Here is an 18,367-nt window from a genome sequence, read left to right on the forward strand (position 1 = left end):
CCGGTCGCGAACGGCCCACCACGCGGGCACCGGTGGGCCTACCTCACCACCACCCGACGACATGAGCTGTGTCGTCGCCCCTGGTGAGAGGAGCACCGGCACACGGCCGCCGATCGCGTAGGAGGGCGGCGCGAGAGAGGCAGGCAGCGATGAACACACCGCCCCCGGGCACGTTAGGGGACCGCTTGCAGGCAGCCGGGGACCGGACGTTCGTCGGCAGACGCGCCGAACTCGGCCTCCTGCGGGACGCCCTCGGCGGACGTCCCGGCGCCCCGTGCGTGCTGTACGTGCACGGCCCCGGCGGAATCGGCAAGTCAGCCCTCATGCGGCGCTTCGCGGACGAGGCACGCGCCGTCGGCCGACTCGTGGTCGAGGTCGACGGCCGGACCGTGCCCGACACACCGGAGGCCTTCGAAAAGGCCGCGGCCGCCGCCGCGCACGCCCCGGGCGCGCTGCTGCTGATCGACACCTTCGAGTACTGCCGCAATCTGGAGACGTGGCTGCGCGAGGAGTTCCTGCCCGCCCTGCCGGCCGACGTCCTGGTGGCCGTGGCGGGCCGGCACGCTCCGGACCCGACCTGGGCGGCGGACCCGGTCTGGGCCGACCTGTTGAAAGTGGTGCGGCTCGAAGCCCTCAGCGCGGACGAGGCCGTCGCCCTGTTGGACGAGCAGGGGATCGAGCCGGCCCGGCAGCAGTCCCTGGTCACCTTCGCCGCCGGACATCCGCTCGCCCTCGTCCTGGCCGCCCACGCGGCGCGCGGAGGGGGTGCCGGGCCGGAGACGTCCGGGCAGTGGAACCCGGGCCCGGAGGTGATCGGTTCGCTGCTGCGGCAGGTACTGGGAGACCTGCCGAGCCTGCGGCACCGTCGCGCCCTCGAAGTCAGCGCCCAGGCCCACCTGACCACCGAAAGCCTCCTGCGGGCCGTCATCGGCGACACCGCCGCGGAGGTGTTCGCGTGGCTGCGGGAGCAGCCGTTCATGGACCACTGCTCAGCGGGTCTCTTCCCGCACGACGTGGTACGCGAGGCCCTCGCCGCCGACCTGCGCTGGCGTGACCCCGACGGCTTCGACCAGCTCTTCCGCGACCTGCACGGCCATCTGATCGACCAAGTGGGCTCCGCCTCCGCCGACCGGCTGCTGGGGGCCGTCGGCTCCCTGCAGTTCCTCTACCGGGGCGAGGGCCACATGGCGCAGACCCACGGCTGGTACAGCCCGGGCCTGGTCGAGGACCACCCCTACGATCCCTCCGCCGAGGCCGAGGTGCTCGCGCTCGTCGACCGCGCGGAGGGCCCGGAATCGGCTGCGATCGCCCGCTACTGGCTGCGCAGCCTGCCGCACGACTTCCGTGTGCAGCGCCTGCGCGGATCCGGGGCGACCACGGCCGTCTCCGCCTGGCTGCGGATGCAGCCGTTCCAGGGACGCGGGCACGATCCGGTCGCCGACGCGGCCTGGGAGCACGTCAGGGCGCACGGCACGGCGCAGCCCGGCGAGCACATCGCGGTCAGCCGGTTCAACATCCATCCGCAGCACTACCAGCGCCCCTCCCCCGTGATGGACCTGATGCTCTGGCGCATGCTGGGCGAACTGCTGCGGGGCACGCCGCCCGCGTGGTCGTTCATCCTGTTGCGGGACGACGGCTTCTGGAACGCGCACATGGAGTACTGCGACATGGCCCCGCTGTCCCGCACCGTCACCGTGGGCCAGGCCGCCTACCGTCTCTTCGCCCATGACTGGCGCGACGTCCCGCCCGCGGCATGGCTGGCGCACAAACAGCAGGCGCTGCTGTCCGGTTCCGGTCCGGACCGGACCACGGCGGCAGCTCCATTCACCAGCCGGACGGACTTCGCCACCGCCGTGCGCTGCGCGCTGCGCGACCTGCGCAGTCCGCAGGCGCTGGAGGTCAACGCCCTGCGCAACAGCCGCCTGGTCACCGAGCACGGGATGTCCCTGCGCGAGGTGCTGACCAACGCCATCGAGGCGCTGGCCGGCGAACGCGGGGGCGACAAGGCGTTCCGGGCCGCCAAGGCCGCCTACCTCACGGGCGCACCCACCCACGAGGCGGCGGCCGGCCGGCTCAACCTGCCGTACAGCACGTACCGGCGTCATCTGGCCACCGCCCATGCACGTGTCGAGGACATGATGTGGCGTCATGAACAGTCCGGTCTGCCGCTGGGGCCGCCCTGACACCGTTCCGGCGCAGGAGACGGCTGGACGGGCCGTCACATACGGTCAGCGGCTTCCGGGCGCAGGACCACCTTGCCCAGCGTGGCCCTGGTCTCCAGCGCGCGGTGGGCATCCGCCGCCCGGGACAGGGCGAAGGAGTGCACGACTGGACGCAGCAGGCCGGACGCCGCCTGGGCCAGCGCCGTCTCCTCCAGCCGCCGAACACCGCCCGGCAGCGCGAACAGCGCAGGGCCCACCACGAGCTGCGAGGTGATGCCGTACTCGTCCAGTTCCTGATCGGTGAACGAGGCGAATCGTCCTTCGTCGGACGCCCAGCCGAAGTAGAGGTGCCGCCCGCCCCTGCCGAGCGACTCGGCTGCGGCGCGGCCGAGTTGCCCTCCCACACCGTCCAGGACGACGGTCGAAGGGGCACCGCCCAGGGCCTCGACTAGCTGGGCCTGCCAGCCGGGCAGGGAGTAGTCGACGGCACGGTCGGCGCCCTGCAGCAGCACCGCCCACGTCTTGTCCGCACCGCCGGCCAGCCCGACTACCACGGCGCCCGCCGCCCGCGCCGCCTGGACGAACAGCGTGCCCATCCCGCCGGCCGCCGCCGTCACCACCACGGTGTCCCGCTCCGTCAGCGCCGCCTGCTCCAGCACACCCACCGCGGTCCGGCCGGTGCCGATCATCGCCACGGCAGCGTCGTCGTCGAGGCCGTCGGGGATGCGGTGCAGTGCCTCGACCGGTGCCAGGGCGAGCTCGGCGTAGCCACCGTTGCGCTCCGCCCCGAGATACGCCACGACGCGCGCGCCCAGCCAGACACCGTCGACCCCGTCCCCCACCGCGTCCACCACGCCCGCGGCTTCCCGGCCCGGCGTCATGGGCAGTCGCGGCAGCGCCATGCCGACATCCCGTCCGGCCCGCAGCACGGTGTCCATGAGGTGAACGCCCGCCGCGGACACGGCGATCCGCACCTCACCGGGGCCGGGAGACGGTGACTCCACCTGCTCGTACACCAGGTTGTCGGCCGGCCCGAAGGAGTGCTGCCGTACTGCGTGCATTTTCTGCTTCCTTGTCTGTCGCCGGCCCGTGTGCCGACCGGGGTGCTGTGCGCCGTCCGGCAGGTCTCACCCGCTGCGGCTGGTCAGGAGGGACAGAACCTCCTCGGCCGGCGTCATGGCAGCGATCCGGTCTGCCGCGGTCCTCGCCGCGTCCCGGTACGACGGTGTCTCCAGCACCCGGGTCACGGCGGCCCCGGCCTCGCCGGCCCGGCCGATGACCTCCGCGGCGCCGAGTGCCGCGGCCCGTTCGGCATTGAGGGGCTTGTCCAGGCCCAGAGGCCAGATCACCATCGGAAGGCCGGCACCGAGCACCGACAGCACGGTGCCGGCGCCGCCGGAGGAGACGACCGCGTCAACTCCCCGCAGCAACCTGGCCATCGGCACGAAGCCGGTCACGCGCACCGCCGGGCTCTGCACCGGCAGGGTCCGCGGCTCGGACGACGGCGGCAGGGCGATCACGATGTTGATGTCGTACTCCATGAGCGAAGCCGCGAGCGCGGTCAGCGCGTCGGCGTCGTCGATGACCGTGCCCAGCGTCACCAGGACGCACGGCAGGTGCTCACGCCCGTCGAACACCGGCGCCTCCCAGTCGGAGGCGCCCTCCCCCTCATGAGCTTCGGGACGGATGGTGATGCGGTCCTGCGACGGCTTCCAGTCATCCCGCTGGAGGCAGTCCGGCCACGGATCGACCGAGGCGAACGGCCGGACCAGCGTGATGTCCCGCTCCCGCGCGCGAGCGGCGGCCGTCGCCCACATGGCCTCGGCCAGCGGCGCCTCCAGGGCTATGCCCACACCGTGCGACGCCCACGGCACACCGAGCCGGGAAGCGACCAGTGGACCCAGGAAGTCCGCCGTCTCCGCGATTACCAGATCCGGAGCGAAGTCCCGGGCCGCGCCGAGTGCGTCCTCGGCTCCGAGATCCACGCGCGTACCGCCGAAGAACTCACCCACCGTCGCCGGGCTCATGTCGGTCGTGGCGTCCGTCCCGGTCCTGCGCCGGAACTCCTCCAGCGTGTCCGGCAGTGCCGCGCCCGCCGAGTGAACCCGGGTGGGGGCGGCCAGTTCCGCGACGGAGGAGTGGGTCAGGAAGGCGGTGGTGTGACCGGCCCGGCGGGCCGCCCTCTCCAGCGGAAGAAGAGGCAGTACGTGACCGTGGGCGGGCGTGCTGGAAAACAGGATGCGCATGGGAGACCTTCGTTGGGGAACAGCGACGTGGCCGGCCGCGGGGGCTTGGCCCCTGCGGCGCGCGCCTCCCGCAGCGGCTCGGGCACACGCCGTACGTCCGGCCCACGGCCTTGTCGCCATCATGAGGGAAGCGACTGCTCAGCCGGTACGCCAAACGGTGCTCACTCCTGCTCGGTTCCGCCGGGCGCCCGGCCGACCATGGGGTCCCGCCTGTCACGCCGCCCCGGCCTTCGCCCCTTCTTCGAACCGCCCTCCGTGCGAAGGCCGTTGTGAGGACACCAGGATCAGATCGCCGGTTCGAGCCGGACATCTGTCCCGCCTCCCAGGTGACCTGCGCCTGATCGGCCCGTGCGACCCGTCGCGCACCGTGCGCCTCGACACGACGCCGCGCCCCGCCACTGAACCGAAACCGGGAGCGCTCGTAGTGGGAAGGGCAGGAACGGCGGTGGAGGGCCGCCGCACCACCGGTACGGCTCAACCACACGGAGGACACGTGGGGAACACACAGCATCCCGCGGAACACCAGCCCGAGGAACACCGTCCCCGGGAGGTCCAGGACGAAGAAGGGCCAGGGCAACGCGTGCCGAAGCGTCAGGCGGTGCCCCGGTCCGAGGCGGCCCCCCTCGGTGACGCACTGGACCTGGCCATCGCCCGGCATGGCACCCGGACGGGCGCGGCACGACGTCTGGCAGCACTGGGCGCCACCGCATCCGGCGCCGGAGAGCCTGACGAGGACGAGGAGGACTCTCACCCCGGCCCTCGTCAGGAGCCGCAGGAAACCAGGCTGAGCCGGATCTCCAAGCTCAGCACCCGACGGCCGGATGCCGCCCCGGACGGGCAGTTCACACCAGCGGCGGCGGGCGAGCCGGGTACGGCCGCCTTCCGGGGTACCGGTGCTCCCCCCGACGGCGGCACCGCCGCCAAAGACGGCGGCGAGCCGGGCTCTGGCGGTGACGCCCCACGGAAGCGGACCGGACGTCGGGTCAGACCACTGCTGGTCGCGGGTGCCGCCTCCGTGTCCGTCCTCATCACGGTGGTCGTGCTGATGGCCGGATCGGGTGACGGCAGCGAGGACGGCGCGCCGAAGGACGACACCGGCCTCGCGGACCTGGTGGCCAGCGGCCCCGACAATCCACCGGCCGTACCGCCGGCTCTCGACGGCACCCCCTCGGACACTGCCGACGTGGAGCAGGGCGACGAAACGCCGACCAAGGACGGGGACGAGGAGGGCGAGAGTCCGGTGCCGCCGGACGCCCGGGAACCGGAAGCGGACGCATCGGGCGCCGCGGACGAGGACGAGACCGGTGAGAACGCCAACGCCGCGGACGGCACACCCGCCTATCAGGTCGCCGCGCTGCCCTCCCCCGGCCAGTGGGAGTCACAGCGCCACCGGCTGACCCACGCGCAGACCGGTGACTGTCTGGCCCGGGAGGGGGACAGGGGCGTCGCCCAGGGAGCCTGCGACCCGGTCTGGCGACGCTACTCCGTCGACGACGGCACCTATCTGCTCAAGCATGTCCAGGCCAACAAGTGCCTCGACACCAATGGCACGGGCGCGTACCTCTCGGACTGCACCACAAAGGACTCCGGCCAGATCTGGCACCTGCAAGTGGCCGACGGGTGCGCGGTCACCCTGGCCAGCGTGCCTTACGACAAGTACGTGACCGGACGGTCCGGCGGACGCGTCGAACCGGCGTCCGCCGGCTCCGCCGGGCACCGGGCCGCGTACACGTGGCGCGCTCCGTCCCTGCTCGACGGCTGCTGAGCGGAGAGGACCGGGGGATGAGCGCGACGGTGTGCCGACGGCCACCGGCGCGGCGGATCTGGTCGCCGCCCGCCGGCAGGCGGGTCAGCGGCCGAAGGAGGCCCACTCCTTGATGGAGAAGTGGCTCCCGTTCCGCTCGACCTCGGCAGCGCCGGAACCGGGAAAGTGGGCGGGGAGGACCAGCGCGTTGTTGTCGGCCGCCCACTCCAGCACCCGCCGGCGCGTCGCACTCGCCTGCCTGGGGTCCTCGTCGAAGCAGGTGTGCAGATCGGGGTCGAGGATCTGTACGGGGCTGTGCATCATGTCGCCGACGAACACGGCACGGTCGGTCCCGGACTCCAGCGTGAGCACCGCGGAGCCGGGGGTGTGCCCGGCCTGGAGGTCGAGGCGGAGGTTCTCGTCGATGACGTAGCTGTCCTCCCAGAGCACCGCCTGGCCGGCCTGGTGCACCGGGGCCACGCTGTCCTCGAACATGTTCTGGTTGCCGAGATGGGCCGGCAGACCGAAAGCGACGGCCTTGCGGTCCGTACCGTTGACGGGGTTCCAGAACTCGAAGTCGGTCTTGTTGATCAGGTACTTCGCGTGGGGGAACGTCGGCACCCACTCCCGGCCGGCCAGTACGGTGTTCCATCCCACGTGGTCGGCGTGGACGTGCGTGTTGATGACGTAGTCCACCTCCTCGGGCCGCACGCCGGCCCGTGCGAGGTCGTCGAGGAATCCGGTGCTCAGCCGGCTGAAGACGGGCAGGTACGGCCGGTCCTTGTCGTTGCCCGCGCCCGTGTCGACGAGGATCGTCTTGCCCCCACTGCGGACCACCCAGGTTTGCATGTGCGCCCGGTAGAGCCCCGACTCGGGGTCCCAAAAGTCCGGGGCCAGCCAGGACCGGTTCTCCTCCCACAACTGCGGTGTGCTGCCGGGCACGATGTCGAGGGCGGGGGCGATGTCACCCTCCCACTCGACGACTCGGGTGACACTCACGTCGCCCAGCGTGATGGTGCTCTGCATAGTGGCCTCCATAGAAATTGCGCGGCGGGCCGTGCCTCGCCTGCCGCCAAGTTATGGCCCTGGCACGGCCGTTCCTATGCGTCATGGGCTCGTATCTATACGCAGGAGTCTTCCGGACCGGGCCGGTCCGCGAGGAGCACGTCGGCCGCGCACCGCCGACCGGCCGCCCCACCGCGAGCGGGTGGTCCACTACTGTGTGCCGCCATGGACGCACTGCCATGGGTCGACAGGAACTGGGCGTTCCTCAGCCGGCTCACCCGACTGCACGTGGCCCTCTACCGGACGACCCGCGGCCTACTCGGCCACCACCTGCCCGGATTGCCGTCCATGCTGCTCCTGCATCACCGGGGCGCGCGCAGCGGGATCCGCCGGATCACACCGCTGATCTACGTCATGGACAGTGACAACCTCATCGTCGTGGCCTCCAAGAGCGGACACCCCAGACATCCGGCATGGTTCCACAATCTGCTGGCACACCCGGTCACCGTCGTTCAGGTGGGCGCGCGGCGGCACGCCGTACGCGCCAGGGTGGCCGATCCGCAGGAACGTGAGCGCCTCTGGCCCGTGGCCGCCGCCTCGTTCCGGCACTTCGAGACCTACCGCCACCGCGCGGGCCGGGAGATCCCCGTCGTCGTCCTCGAACCCCACGGACGGCCCGAGTGACCGGCTGACCCGCCTCGTTCTCGCCGGTGCGTCCGCCCCGCCACCGTCGGCGGGCCGGTGCAGTGGTGAACCCGTTCCGGCGCCTGCCCGTAGCAGCAGGCACAGCCTCCTGACAGGGGGCCACGACGAGAGCGGATCTCATGAACCTCTATCGCGTTGGTGCGCTCGCACTGACCTCCCTCGCACTGGCGACGATCACCGCATGCGGGACGGGCGACGACAGCAACGCCCGCACGGGCGACTCCCCGAAGACGCCGGCCGCTTCGGCGGCTGGTGCCACGACGGGTATACCCTCCGCCCAGGACGGTGCGGCATCCGCGGGCGTGCTCACACTGGCCAGCGACCCCGAGCTGGGCCCGGTCGTGACGGACAGCGCAGGGTTCACGCTCTACCGCTTCACCCAGGACAAGCACACGCCTCCTCAGTCGGCCTGTACGGGCGAATGCGCGCGGCTGTGGCCGCCGGTACCCGCGGACGGCGCCTCTCTGCCCCCCGGTCTGGACACGAAGCTCCTCGGCTCGCTGGAACGACCCGACGGAACCGAGCAGCTGACGGTGGCGGGGCTGCCGGTGTACCGCTACGCCAAGGACACGAAGCCCGGCCAGGTCAACGGCGAGGGCGTCGACGGCAAGTGGTTCGCCTCCCTTCCGGAGGAAGGACCGCCGGCCTTCGAGGAGGCGCTGACGGACCTTGTCGTACCCAGCGCGATGGCGTCCGACCTGATCCGGGGCCGATGACCGAAACGGACGCTGAGTAGACTTTTTCCCGGCATCCATACTCATGCGTCCTCCAACACTTCCGTTAGAGTGTCAGCCATGGATGTCCTCAGTGATGTGATCACCATGATGCGCACCGGACGGCCGATCACCGCCCGGGCGCAGAACTCGGGAACGTGGAGCGAGTGCCACGGTCCTTTTCCCGGCGCGGGCTTCCATGTCGTCCTGAGCGGAAGCTGCTGGCTGGTCCCGGTCGACGGCGCGCCCGTGGCCCTCACCGCCGGAGATGTCGTGCTCCTGCCTCGCGGGTCGAAGCACTACCTGAAGTCCGTCCCCGTCCTGCCCGCCGACTCGCTGTCCGGCGCACCGCAGGCGCAGCCCGCGGCCCAGGACACTCCCGTGGACCTGCTGTGCGGCGCCTACCGCCTCGATCAGGAGCGGACGCACCCGCTCCTGGCCGAGATGCCCGCGGTCGTGCACCTGCCCGCCTCGGTGGGGAACCGTCCCTCCCTGCGCGCCGCCGTCGACCTTCTCGGAGGTGACCTCAAGGAGGCCCAGCCGGGAAGCAGTGCAGCGCTGACGTCGCTGCTCGATCTCCTGCTCATCTACATCATCCGCGCGTACACCGCGGAGGAGGCTGCCAGGTCCGGACAGCGCGGTTGGCCAGCCGCGCTGGAGGACCCTGCGATCGCTGCCGTACTGCAGAGCATGCATGAGGATCCCGCCAAGCCCTGGACCGTGCAGGAACTGGGGGCACGGGCCGGCCTGTCGCGCGCGGCCTTCGCCCGCCGCTTCAGTGCGCTCCTGGGACAGCCGCCCCTGGCCTACCTGACCTGGTGGCGGCTGGCCACCGCCGCCCGGATGCTGCGGGAGACCGACGCTCCTCTCGCGTCCATCGCCACGCGCGTGGGCTATTCGTCCCAGTTCGCTTTCGCGAACGCGTTCAAGCGCGAGTTCGGTCAGGCGGCAGGCGGCTACCGCAAGCGCTGGCGCGAGGAGCAGCAAACCACGGCCGTCCCCGCCATGGCCGGTTGAGGAATCGCCGCGAGGGCGCGTCGGTCACCCGCGCGAAAAGGCCGCGTGCTCACCTGTCCGGCGCAGCTGTCTGGTGCAGGGCGGGACCGCGCCGGCGTCCACCTGCCGGCTCCCGGGCAGTGGGCGCCGCCCGCCCGGCCTGTCGTACGGCCGGGGCAGCCGCGGGTGCACCGCAGGTCCGCCCCGTGCGCGGGACCACAGGCAGACAGGGGACCTCAGGTCGCCATGGAGAACGCCCTCTCCCCGAAGGTCCGCACCAGGGGCATGCCGGATGTGCCGTCGGTCGCGGTCCTGACCGCGAGGATCTGGTTCACGCCCATGGTGTTGCGCTGGAAGCCGAGAGCCGAGGCAGCCATGTACAACCGCCACACCCGGGCCCGCCCCTCCCCGACGAGGCGCACCGCCTGGCTCCAGTTGGCCTCCAGGTTGGCCACCCAGGCGCGCAGGGTCACCGCGTAGTGCTCCCGCAGCGCCTCCACGTCGCGCACCTCGAACCCGGCTGCCTCCAGCAGCGACACCGTCGATCCCACGGGTGCCAGCTCGCCGTCGGGAAAGACGTAGCGGTCGATGAACGCGTTGATGCGGTAGGACTCCTCGTCGCGCAGGGGACGGCGGGCTATCTGATGGTTGAGGAGACGACCGCCGGGCCGCAGAAGCGTGTGCAGATGGGCCGCGTAGGCGCGGTACTGATCCGCTCCGACATGCTCGGCCATGCCGATGGACGAGATCGCGTCGTACGGGCCGTCCGTGACGTCGCGATAGTCCTGCACGCGGATCTCCACCTGCTTGGACATGCCCCAGTTGCTAACGCGTTCACGCGCCAGGGCCGCCTGTTCCTCGGAGATCGTCACCCCGACGACCTCGGCTCCGTAGTCCATGGCGGCGTGCAGGGCCATCGAGCCCCAGCCGCAACCAACGTCGAGAAGCCGCTGCCCCGGCTCAATGGCGAGCTTGCGACAGATGAGGTCGAGCTTGTCGGACTGCGCTTTCTCCAGCGACGCGTCCGGCGAGGGCTCGGCGGAGTCCCAATAGGCACAGGAATAGACCATCGACGGGCCCAGCACCAGTGCGTAGAAGTCGTTGCCGACATCGTAGTGATGGCTGATCGCGGCACGGTCGCGACCTCGGGTGTGTGCCCGGCCCCGGCGGCGTACGACCTCCTCTGCCGGCCGCGGCGGCGGACGGAGACGACCAGCGAGCGCCAGGGTCCTGCCCAACGTGCTCACCGCTCCCGGGGTCCGCAGGAGGGTGGCCGCACGGGTGAGCGCGGAGAAGCGTGAAGGGTCCTCATCGCGTTCCCACAGAAGCCCGGCGATCCGGTCGAGGGCTTCGTACAGGTCCCCGCTGATCTCCAGGTCACCGGTCACCCAGGCCCGTACGAGACCGAGTTCGTCGGGCTGCCAGAGCAGATGACGCAGGGCACGCTGGTTGTGCAGGACGAGCGCCGGCCCGTCCTGCGGTCCGGCTTCGCTGCCGTCCCACGCGCGGACACGCAAGGGCAGCGGTTCACCCAGTGCGTATGCGGCACCTCTGGCCAGGACCGCGGCGACCTCGGACATCGGTTCCTCCTTGGAAGGTGTCGCACCCGTCGGCAGCCCGGACACTGGTCGCCCAGGTCCCGACCACCGCGCAACCGTCCCGGGGCGGGCCTGGCGGGCGCGATGAGTGATCGTGGAGGACAACGAGGCCAGGACAGCGTCGGTTCACGCCGCACAACCCGCGCACGGATTTCACATCCGTAGGCATCCTCGTTTCCCCCGCGTCGTCGACGGGGCGGACCGCCGTGGCTGCTCCGCAGGCTGCGTCCCGTGCCCGACCCGCCGCGCGGGCACGGATCGACGGCCGCGCGAAGCCGACTAGTCGCAGCGGCTGCCGCAGCCCGGCCACCGGTGCCGCCGCTCGGGGTGCTGTGCGGTCACCGTGCCCCTCCGGAGTCGATCGCCGGGACGAGCTGAAGGGTCGCGTCGTCGTCGGTGGTGCCGGGGACGGCCGGGCCCGGAGCAGCGGTGCCAGCAGCCGGCAGCGCCTGCTCCGGGTGGACAGTGACGGCAGGGGCCTTCGGGCTCACCGGCTGCCCGCGCAGCCCTCGCCGGCGATGGAGCCACAGCACGACGACGGTGTACAAGACGGTCGCCGTCATGTCGATCAGCGCCATGGACCAGGGCGCGTCGGCGGCGGTCTCGTCCGAGGAGAGTCCTCCCACCACGGAGGCTCCCAGCAGAAAGATCACTGTGTTGCTGACGGCGTGCATCCCGATGGCGGCCTCCAGTCCGCCGGTGCGCACGGTGAGGTAGCCGGTGAGAAGACCGAAGACGGTCAGGGACAGGAACCCGCTGGGTGTTCCCCATCCGTGGGCGGCCGCGAACAGCACGGCCTGCGGAACGACGGCGATCCACCATCGCGTCACATAGGCGCCGACCGCCTGGGTAAGCCAGCCTCTGCACACGTACTCCTCGGCCGCCGCCTGGAACGGCACTATCGCCACCAGGACGACGGCGGCGCGCAGCCACGCCTCCCCGCCCACCCACATGTCGTCAGGGTCCGCGCTGCCGGGCAGGAACATCGCCCCGCCGATCGGCAGGGCCGTGATCGGCACCGCGACGCCCGCGCACAGGGCCAGCCAGCGCCAGCGCAGCCGGCCGGTGACCGAGGACAGGGCACCTGGCGGTCTGCACTCGATCCACTTCACGGTCAGCATCACCGCGGGGATCGCCAGCGCCAGGGAGAGCAGGACCAGCGCCGTGTCCTGCAGCGGTGTCCAGGCCAGCTCCTCACGGGTCTTCTCCGGGACACCGACGGCCACGCCGGTGAAGTAGGCCACGAGGTCCATCGCCAAGTACAGGACGATCCACCAAACAGGCAGGAAGAGCAGGGCCAGCGGCGGGCGCCACCAGCGGTGGTGGCCCCCCGACCGGGCCATCCGGTGATACTCGAGCGCTGCGGGCGGTTGCGTCGTCATGACCACAGCATCCCGGCGCCTGCCGCCCCCAGGCATCGCCCGGCGGTACGAAGGGGCTCTCTACCCGCGGATGGAGACGGTCTCTGCCCTCGGTCGCCCCGATGGTGCTCCTCAAACGCGGGGCTACGGCGGCGATGTCCTGGGCGATGCGGGGCGGGTGCCCGCGCAGACCTCGCGGAACCGCACGATGAAGTCGCGTGCGCTGACGGGCGGTTCACCTTCGAAGCGGCACCATCGCCGATACTCCGCGTACAGACGGCCGCCCCCGGCAGGACCCGCCCCCGCACACACCCGCCGCTCGGCGAGGAACCGGCCCGTGTGGTCCTCCGTCTCGGCGTATGCGGCCGTCGCCTCCCGCACCCTGCGCGGTCCGCTCAGGTCCCGTTCGCCGTGCACGTAGCGCAATGCTCCGTGCAGCAGCCATCGCAGGATGCCCGGCCCTTCCTCTGCCACCATGACCCGCGCCAGATTGTCGACCCTGCGCTCCGCGTCGACCACCCGGTCGAAGGGCAGCAGGCGCATCCGCCGCCAGAAGGCGGGCCCTCCTGTCACCACCTCGGGACGGTGGTTGCCCAACAACCACAACTTGTGCGTCGGTGTGAAACTGAACGACTGCCCGCGCATGTGGCGCGCCGACAGCTGATCAGCGCTGGTCAGGTACTGCACGCGCGCCTCGTCGAACCGGTCGTGCGGCCCCAACTCCGCACAGACGACCAGGCGTCGGCCGCGCAGCTCGGCCAGGTCGGTGGGATGGGCGTCGTAGGACCTCTCCAGGAGGAAACCCGGCGGCGCGGCGTCCGCGTAATCACCAAGGATCCTGATCATGACTTCCATCAGGACGGACTTGCCGTTGCTTCCCCGCCCGTAGCAGAAGGGCAGCACCTGGGCCCCGACCTCGCCGGTGACCGAGTAGCCGAGAAGCAACTGGACGTACGACCGCATGGCAGCGCCGTCGCCGTCATCGCCGAACGTGTCCCGCAGGAAGGCGTCCCAGCGCGGCGTGGGCATCTGTCGCGGTGCCACGGTGGTGGACCGGGAATTCCGGTGGACCAGGGGGTCGGAGGGGCTCAGTGAACCGTCGCGCAGATCCACCACTCCCGCCGGCGTACACAGTTCCAACGGGTCGGCGTCCAGCAGCGACGCGCTCAGGGTCATACCGGGCGCGCAGGCGGCCTGTGACAGCATCGCCTTGATACCGGCCGTCGACAGCGCCCGCCGACGGTGTCGCGCGAGATCGGCGGTGGTGAACCGACCGGTGGGGTCTTCCAGTGCCAGCCGATCGGCCATCTCTCCCGCGGTCCAGATGACCGTTGCGTTCTCGTCGGCCTTCCATCGATGGCCGGCCCAGCGGTACCAGCCCAGTCCCGGAACATGCCGGAACATGCGGCTGTACAGCTCGACGAACAACTTGGCGTCGCCGTGGTCTGTCAAGGTGTCCGGAAGCAGCCCACCGGCACTGAGCGACAAGCCCGGTGAATGCGGTGCCTGGATGGTCACGAGCGCTCCTCGCAGACGGCAGTCGGACTCTCATGTCACCCCCGGCCGACCGCCCGCACAGAAGTCAGCCGGGGGTATGTATCGCTGAACGGCGGCTGCCCGACACTGGTTCACCGCCATGACGACATCCCGGGGTTGCCCACCTCACACAGTCCCGGGCCGTCCGGCTGTGTGACCACGGTGGACGAGGCCGCCTGAACCGCTCCTGTCGTTCGGTCGCGGCAGCCTTCGGCCCTGTACTGGCGGCACGCCGGACCGCATACGCGCTCATCGCCTGCGCGGACGCACCCTGCCAGCGCTCGGGCCGGCGCATCCGTCGGGTGAAGGTTGTGCCGCCCCGAGCGTGAACCGGCGGGTCGATGCCGACGTAGCGACTGTGGGGCCTCCTGTCTGCCCCATAAGGTGAGAGGACATTAAGTGGCAAGATTCACAGTTCGACGCTTGACGCAGGGCACAGCGGTGGCCGTGGCGGTCGCGGGCGCGGCTGTCGCGGGACTGACGACCGGTGCCACCACCGCTTCGGCGGACCAGCCGAGCACGCGGTACGTCGCCCTGGGCGACTCTTACGCCTCAGGTGCCGGGCTCAGCCAGCTGAAGGACGCCGAGTGCAAGCGCTCCACCTCGAGTTACCCGTCGCTCATGGCCGACGTGTACAAGGTGGGCTCGTTCAAGGATGTCACCTGCTCCGGTGCGACGACCCGCAGCATCTGGAACCACCAGGGCAGCAAGCCGCCGCAGGCACAGGCACTCAGCAAGGACACCACGCTGGTGACCTTGACGATCGGCGGCAACGACATCGGGTTCGCCGAGGTCATCACGGCATGTGTGCTGCAGGGCCTGGCACAGCCCACCGGTGCTCCCTGCAAGGCGGCTCACACGCAGGGCGGGACGGACGTCCTGGCTCAGCGTGTCAACAAGCTCGCTCCGCGTTTCGGTGACGTGCTGACCGACGTCAAGCGTCGCAGCCCGAAGGCCAGGGTTGCGGTGGTCGGCTACCCCTCGCTGGTGCCCGACAGCGGTGCCAAGTGCAGGCCCCTGGCACCGATCGCGGACGGAGACGTGGCCTACCTGCGCGACACCACGAAGCGGCTGAACTCGATGCTAGCCTCCGAAGCGCGCAAGGCCGGGGCTGTCTTCGTGGACGTGTACAACGCCACCAAGGGGCACGACATGTGCCAGCCGGCCAACAAGCGCTGGATCGAGCCGCCGCTGAACCCGGCTCCCGGCACCATGGCCGTACACCCCAACATCATGGGGCAGTTGTTCATCGCCCAGGCTGTTGACGCGCGTCTGAAGAAGTAACACGGCGGCGCGGTGGGACAGGCGCCATGCCTTTCCCACCGCGCCCTCTCCCCCACGGGCGCAGCATCATGCGACGCGGCGCAAGGGAAACCGCGCCCTGTACGCCACGGTGACCGCCGGCCCGACGAGTCACTTCACCCACCGCGCCGTGCCCCGGGAGCGCGGCTCGTTCCGGGATTGCTTCCCGGCCAAGGGCGGGCCATCGTGAAGTCCCCTCGGTGACCGGGCCATTCACCCGGGAGGATTGCGCGACAGCCGGTCAGGGACGGGCCGCGGACTCCGTGCGCGCCGCGGCCCGTCGGAGCACGAAGCGCCTTGACGAGGTCGTCTCCTCCCACACGGTCTGACGCAGCAGTCCGGAGGTGAAGCGGTACGTGCCGGGGTCCGCCGGAGCGGATCCCGCGGTCCAGTCGAGCAGACCAGCCTCGAGCAGTTCGTCGGCCTGTTCCAGCAAGCTTTCCAGGGGCTGACCCGTTATGGCAGCCAGGTCCCGGGCGGCAGCGTCTTCGTCCAAAGCTGCCGCAGCCTGCAGCACCATCAGCGCGGGGTGTGTCAGCCTGGCCAGCCGCACCTTCAGCACACTGCGCACGGACGCGGGAACCACGGCCTCGCTTCCCCAGCGCTGATGAGGCGGCAGTTTGAGTACTTCGTTCAGCAGGAACGGGATGCCGCCGCAGCGCCGCAGCACCGCCTGGGCCTCGTCACGGGACGGCGCTACCTTGGGATGCCGGCCACCCGCACTCAGGAGCAGTGCGTCGTGGACGGCATCGCATGTCAGCGGAGCCAGCTGAAGACGAGTCGCGCCTTGGCGCGCGAGGTCCGCCAGCAGCTGTTCGGCTCTCAGCGGAGGGTTGTCGGTGACCGTGCACACCACGGCCAGCGGTCCGCTCAGACCGCGCACCGCCGCCCGACGCACGTTCCTCAGCAACGGCTCGGCCGCCTGATCGACGTCCTCGACGATGTACAGCAGCGGCTGGCCGTCCCCCTCGGCCGTCAGCGTCGTCACGTCACTGTGACCGAAGAGGCGCTCACCGTCCGTGTCCCCGCACCGGCCAAGTGCCTGACTCTCGTGGGCGCATCGGATCCACTGCACGGCGAAGCCGTCCGCCCGGGCATGTGCCGCCGTCTCCTGGACCAGTCGTGTCTTGCCCAGTCCGCTGCCGCCGGAGACGACCGCCCATGCGGGGCGGCTTGACGCCGCGAGCCGCAGGGTGTCCATCAGCAGCCCCAGTTCGACGTCTCGCCCCACCAGCGGTACGGCGCTCTCAGGCCCGGGCGTCGGACGGGGGAGGGCGGGACCGGTGAGGGAGGGCTGCTGCCACGGCGGGTTCAGGTCCGCTACCCGATGCTGCAGGATGGCCGCCTGGGTGTCGCGCAGGAGAGGGCTGGGTTCGAGCCCGAGGTCCGCGTCCAGCAGATTGCGTACGGTCTCGAACCGCACCAGCGCCTCCGCGGGGCGGCCCGCGAAGTACAGCGCGCGCATGAGCAGCACCCATGAGGTCTCCCGTAGCACGTCCCGCTCCACCAGGGCCTCGGCGGCGGCGACGGCCCGGGCGCCTTCCCCGGCTTGCAGGAGAAGTCCCGTGCGCAGCTCTTCACCGGACAGGTACAGCTCAGTCAGACGCGCTGCTTCCTGTTCAGCGAACCTGGAGCGCCAGGCGTCGGCGAGAGGCACTCCCTGCCACAACGCCAGTGCGCGTTCCACCTCCCTACGGGCCTCGCCGACGCGCCCCTGGGTGGCCAAGCGGTGCGCCTGGTGCACCGCCCGCTCGAACACCACGCTGTCGCAGGCTTCCGGAGCGATCTCCAGGGCGTATCCCGTGGGAACGGAACGCAGCACCCTGGCCTGTCTCGTCCCTGACCGCCCGGGCTCCAGCACCGATCTCAGCCGGGACACGTGGGCATGGATCGAGGACATGGCCGCAGAGGGCGGCAGGCCGTCCCACAGGTCATCGCACAACCGCTCCGCAGACACCGCGCGACCGCCCGCCAGCAGCAACCTGAGCAGCAGGGCCCGGCGCTTGGGCGGGCCCAGATCGAGCAGCGTCTCCCCGCGTCGTGCCTCCAGGGGGCCCAGCAGGCGGAAGCACAGATCCGCCCCCGGCAAGGCAGGCACCGGATCCGGCGTGCCCGTACCGGCTGCGACAGCGAAAACGCCGCGCCCGCCGCGGTGTTGCTGTGCCGACATCGTCCCTCTCCCTGGCCTGCGGGCCTGCCCTGCCACCGACCAGGGGAGTCAACAACCATCAGCTGATCACTCAACAGTTCACTGCGCTCTCACTTCCTCTCACTGCTGACCTGAGAGGTGAGTGACCGGCCGGCTGCCGTCATGTCCGAGCCGGAGCCCGGTTCCCGGGGCAGGTACCCGACCGGACTCCGCTGCGCAGCGTGAACAGGGGACAGGTCCGGTGACGGAGGCTGCCGTCACCGACGAAGGTCGTTGACGTTCCGGCACCTGGGCCTGCCGTCTTCGGCCTGCGTCAATCGCGGACGTCTTCTCGGCTTCGCTGATTGGCGCGGTCGATCTCGGCCATATGTTCCTCGGCCCATGCCCGGACAGCGGCCAGCGGCCCTTCCAGCGACAGGCCGAGCGGGGTGAGCCGGTAGTGCACACGCGGCGGCACCGACTCCTCCACCCGGCGGCTGACCAGGCCGTCGCGGATCATGCTCTGGAGCGTGACCGACAGCATCTTCTGCGAGACTCCGGCCATCCTGCGCTGCAGTTCCGCGAAACGCACCTCCTCCGGAGACGCCTCCGCCAGCACTTTGACGGCCATCGACATCCACTTCGTGCCGATCCTGTCGAGCAGACGGCGGGTCGGGCACTGCGGATCGAACAGATTGCCCCGGCCTCTGCGGGGATACCGTCGAGTTGCGGAGGTCACCTCCGGCTCACCACCTGTACACGCGTGCGGTCCTGGCCGTCCACTGTAGATACCCGTCGTTTCTTGTCACCATACGTAACTGGTCTGTGGGGAACCGATGTTGATTGTTGCGCGTCCCGCCTCGCACCCCGG

Annotated in this window: 14 protein-coding genes; 6 read left to right on the forward strand and 8 right to left on the reverse strand. The window is 70.8% G+C overall.

The window, feature by feature from the left end; genetic code table 11:
* Positions 1-185: 185 nt before the first annotated feature.
* Positions 186-2,183 (forward strand): ATP-binding protein, encoded by a 1,998-nt coding sequence (locus ABTZ58_RS23625; RefSeq protein ID WP_351360019.1) that lies wholly within the window; start codon positions 186-188, stop codon positions 2,181-2,183.
* Positions 2,184-2,218: 35 nt separating this feature from the next.
* On the opposite strand, the gene ABTZ58_RS23630 is transcribed toward ABTZ58_RS23625, so the two are convergent.
* Both ABTZ58_RS23630 and ABTZ58_RS23635 read right to left on the reverse strand, forming a co-directional pair.
* Entirely contained in the window at positions 2,219-3,223 is a 1,005-nt protein-coding gene (locus ABTZ58_RS23630; RefSeq protein ID WP_351360022.1) for a zinc-binding dehydrogenase, read from the reverse strand.
* Between the two features lie 66 nt (positions 3,224-3,289).
* The gene (locus tag ABTZ58_RS23635; RefSeq protein WP_351360025.1) at positions 3,290-4,408 is read right to left on the reverse strand and encodes a glycosyltransferase; all 1,119 of its coding nucleotides are present in this window, start codon (positions 4,406-4,408) and stop codon (positions 3,290-3,292) included.
* Positions 4,409-4,988: 580 nt separating this feature from the next.
* Between ABTZ58_RS23635 and ABTZ58_RS23640 the strand changes: the two genes are divergently transcribed.
* Positions 4,989-6,173 carry a hypothetical protein gene (locus ABTZ58_RS23640; RefSeq protein ID WP_351360028.1) on the forward strand — a complete coding sequence of 395 codons (1,185 nt, stop codon included), beginning with the start codon at positions 4,989-4,991 and terminating at the stop codon, positions 6,171-6,173.
* A gap of 84 nt (positions 6,174-6,257) precedes the next feature.
* Here ABTZ58_RS23640 and ABTZ58_RS23645 read toward each other — a convergent pair whose 3' ends face one another.
* The gene (locus ABTZ58_RS23645; RefSeq protein ID WP_351360031.1) at positions 6,258-7,178 is read right to left on the reverse strand and encodes an MBL fold metallo-hydrolase; all 921 of its coding nucleotides are present in this window, start codon (positions 7,176-7,178) and stop codon (positions 6,258-6,260) included.
* A gap of 204 nt (positions 7,179-7,382) precedes the next feature.
* On the opposite strand from ABTZ58_RS23645, the gene ABTZ58_RS23650 reads away from it, so the two are divergent.
* The 3 genes from ABTZ58_RS23650 (at position 7,383) to ABTZ58_RS23660 (ending at position 9,592) form a co-directional block, all read left to right on the forward strand.
* A complete protein-coding gene (locus tag ABTZ58_RS23650; protein ID WP_351360034.1) occupies positions 7,383-7,841 on the forward strand; it encodes a nitroreductase family deazaflavin-dependent oxidoreductase in 459 nt (152 codons plus the stop codon).
* Between the two features lie 140 nt (positions 7,842-7,981).
* Positions 7,982-8,578, forward strand: a complete 597-nt coding sequence (locus ABTZ58_RS23655) for a hypothetical protein (protein ID WP_351360037.1) — start codon at positions 7,982-7,984, stop codon at positions 8,576-8,578.
* A gap of 78 nt (positions 8,579-8,656) precedes the next feature.
* Positions 8,657-9,592, forward strand: a complete 936-nt coding sequence (locus ABTZ58_RS23660) for an AraC family transcriptional regulator (RefSeq protein ID WP_351360040.1) — start codon at positions 8,657-8,659, stop codon at positions 9,590-9,592.
* A 215-nt stretch (positions 9,593-9,807) separates the two neighbouring features.
* Here the strand turns inward: ABTZ58_RS23660 and ABTZ58_RS23665 are convergent, their stop codons facing one another.
* The 3 genes from ABTZ58_RS23665 to ABTZ58_RS23675 form a co-directional block, all read right to left on the reverse strand.
* Complete coding sequence (locus ABTZ58_RS23665) at positions 9,808-11,151, reverse strand: class I SAM-dependent methyltransferase (RefSeq protein WP_351360043.1); 1,344 nt, start codon at positions 11,149-11,151, stop codon at positions 9,808-9,810.
* A gap of 356 nt (positions 11,152-11,507) precedes the next feature.
* On the reverse strand, positions 11,508-12,512 hold the full coding sequence (locus tag ABTZ58_RS23670) for a CPBP family intramembrane glutamic endopeptidase (RefSeq protein WP_351360046.1): 1,005 nt from the start codon (positions 12,510-12,512) through the stop codon (positions 11,508-11,510).
* Between the two features lie 162 nt (positions 12,513-12,674).
* Complete coding sequence (locus tag ABTZ58_RS23675; RefSeq protein WP_351360049.1) at positions 12,675-14,048, reverse strand: DNA primase family protein; 1,374 nt, start codon at positions 14,046-14,048, stop codon at positions 12,675-12,677.
* Between the two features lie 441 nt (positions 14,049-14,489).
* Here ABTZ58_RS23675 and ABTZ58_RS23680 point away from each other — a divergent pair, with 441 nt between their 5' ends.
* Complete coding sequence (locus ABTZ58_RS23680) at positions 14,490-15,350, forward strand: SGNH/GDSL hydrolase family protein (protein WP_351360052.1); 861 nt, start codon at positions 14,490-14,492, stop codon at positions 15,348-15,350.
* Between the two features lie 259 nt (positions 15,351-15,609).
* Here the strand turns inward: ABTZ58_RS23680 and ABTZ58_RS23685 are convergent, their stop codons facing one another.
* Together ABTZ58_RS23685 and ABTZ58_RS23690 are read right to left on the reverse strand one after the other, a co-directional pair.
* Positions 15,610-17,466 carry an ATP-binding protein gene (locus ABTZ58_RS23685; protein ID WP_351360055.1) on the reverse strand — a complete coding sequence of 619 codons (1,857 nt, stop codon included), beginning with the start codon at positions 17,464-17,466 and terminating at the stop codon, positions 15,610-15,612.
* A gap of 364 nt (positions 17,467-17,830) precedes the next feature.
* On the reverse strand, positions 17,831-18,235 hold the full coding sequence (locus tag ABTZ58_RS23690; RefSeq protein WP_351360058.1) for a winged helix-turn-helix transcriptional regulator: 405 nt from the start codon (positions 18,233-18,235) through the stop codon (positions 17,831-17,833).
* Positions 18,236-18,367: the final 132 nt, after the last annotated feature.

The organism is Streptomyces sp. NPDC094143, from assembly GCF_040303825.1.
In the GTDB taxonomy this organism is placed as follows: Bacteria; Actinomycetota; Actinomycetes; order Streptomycetales; family Streptomycetaceae; genus Streptomyces.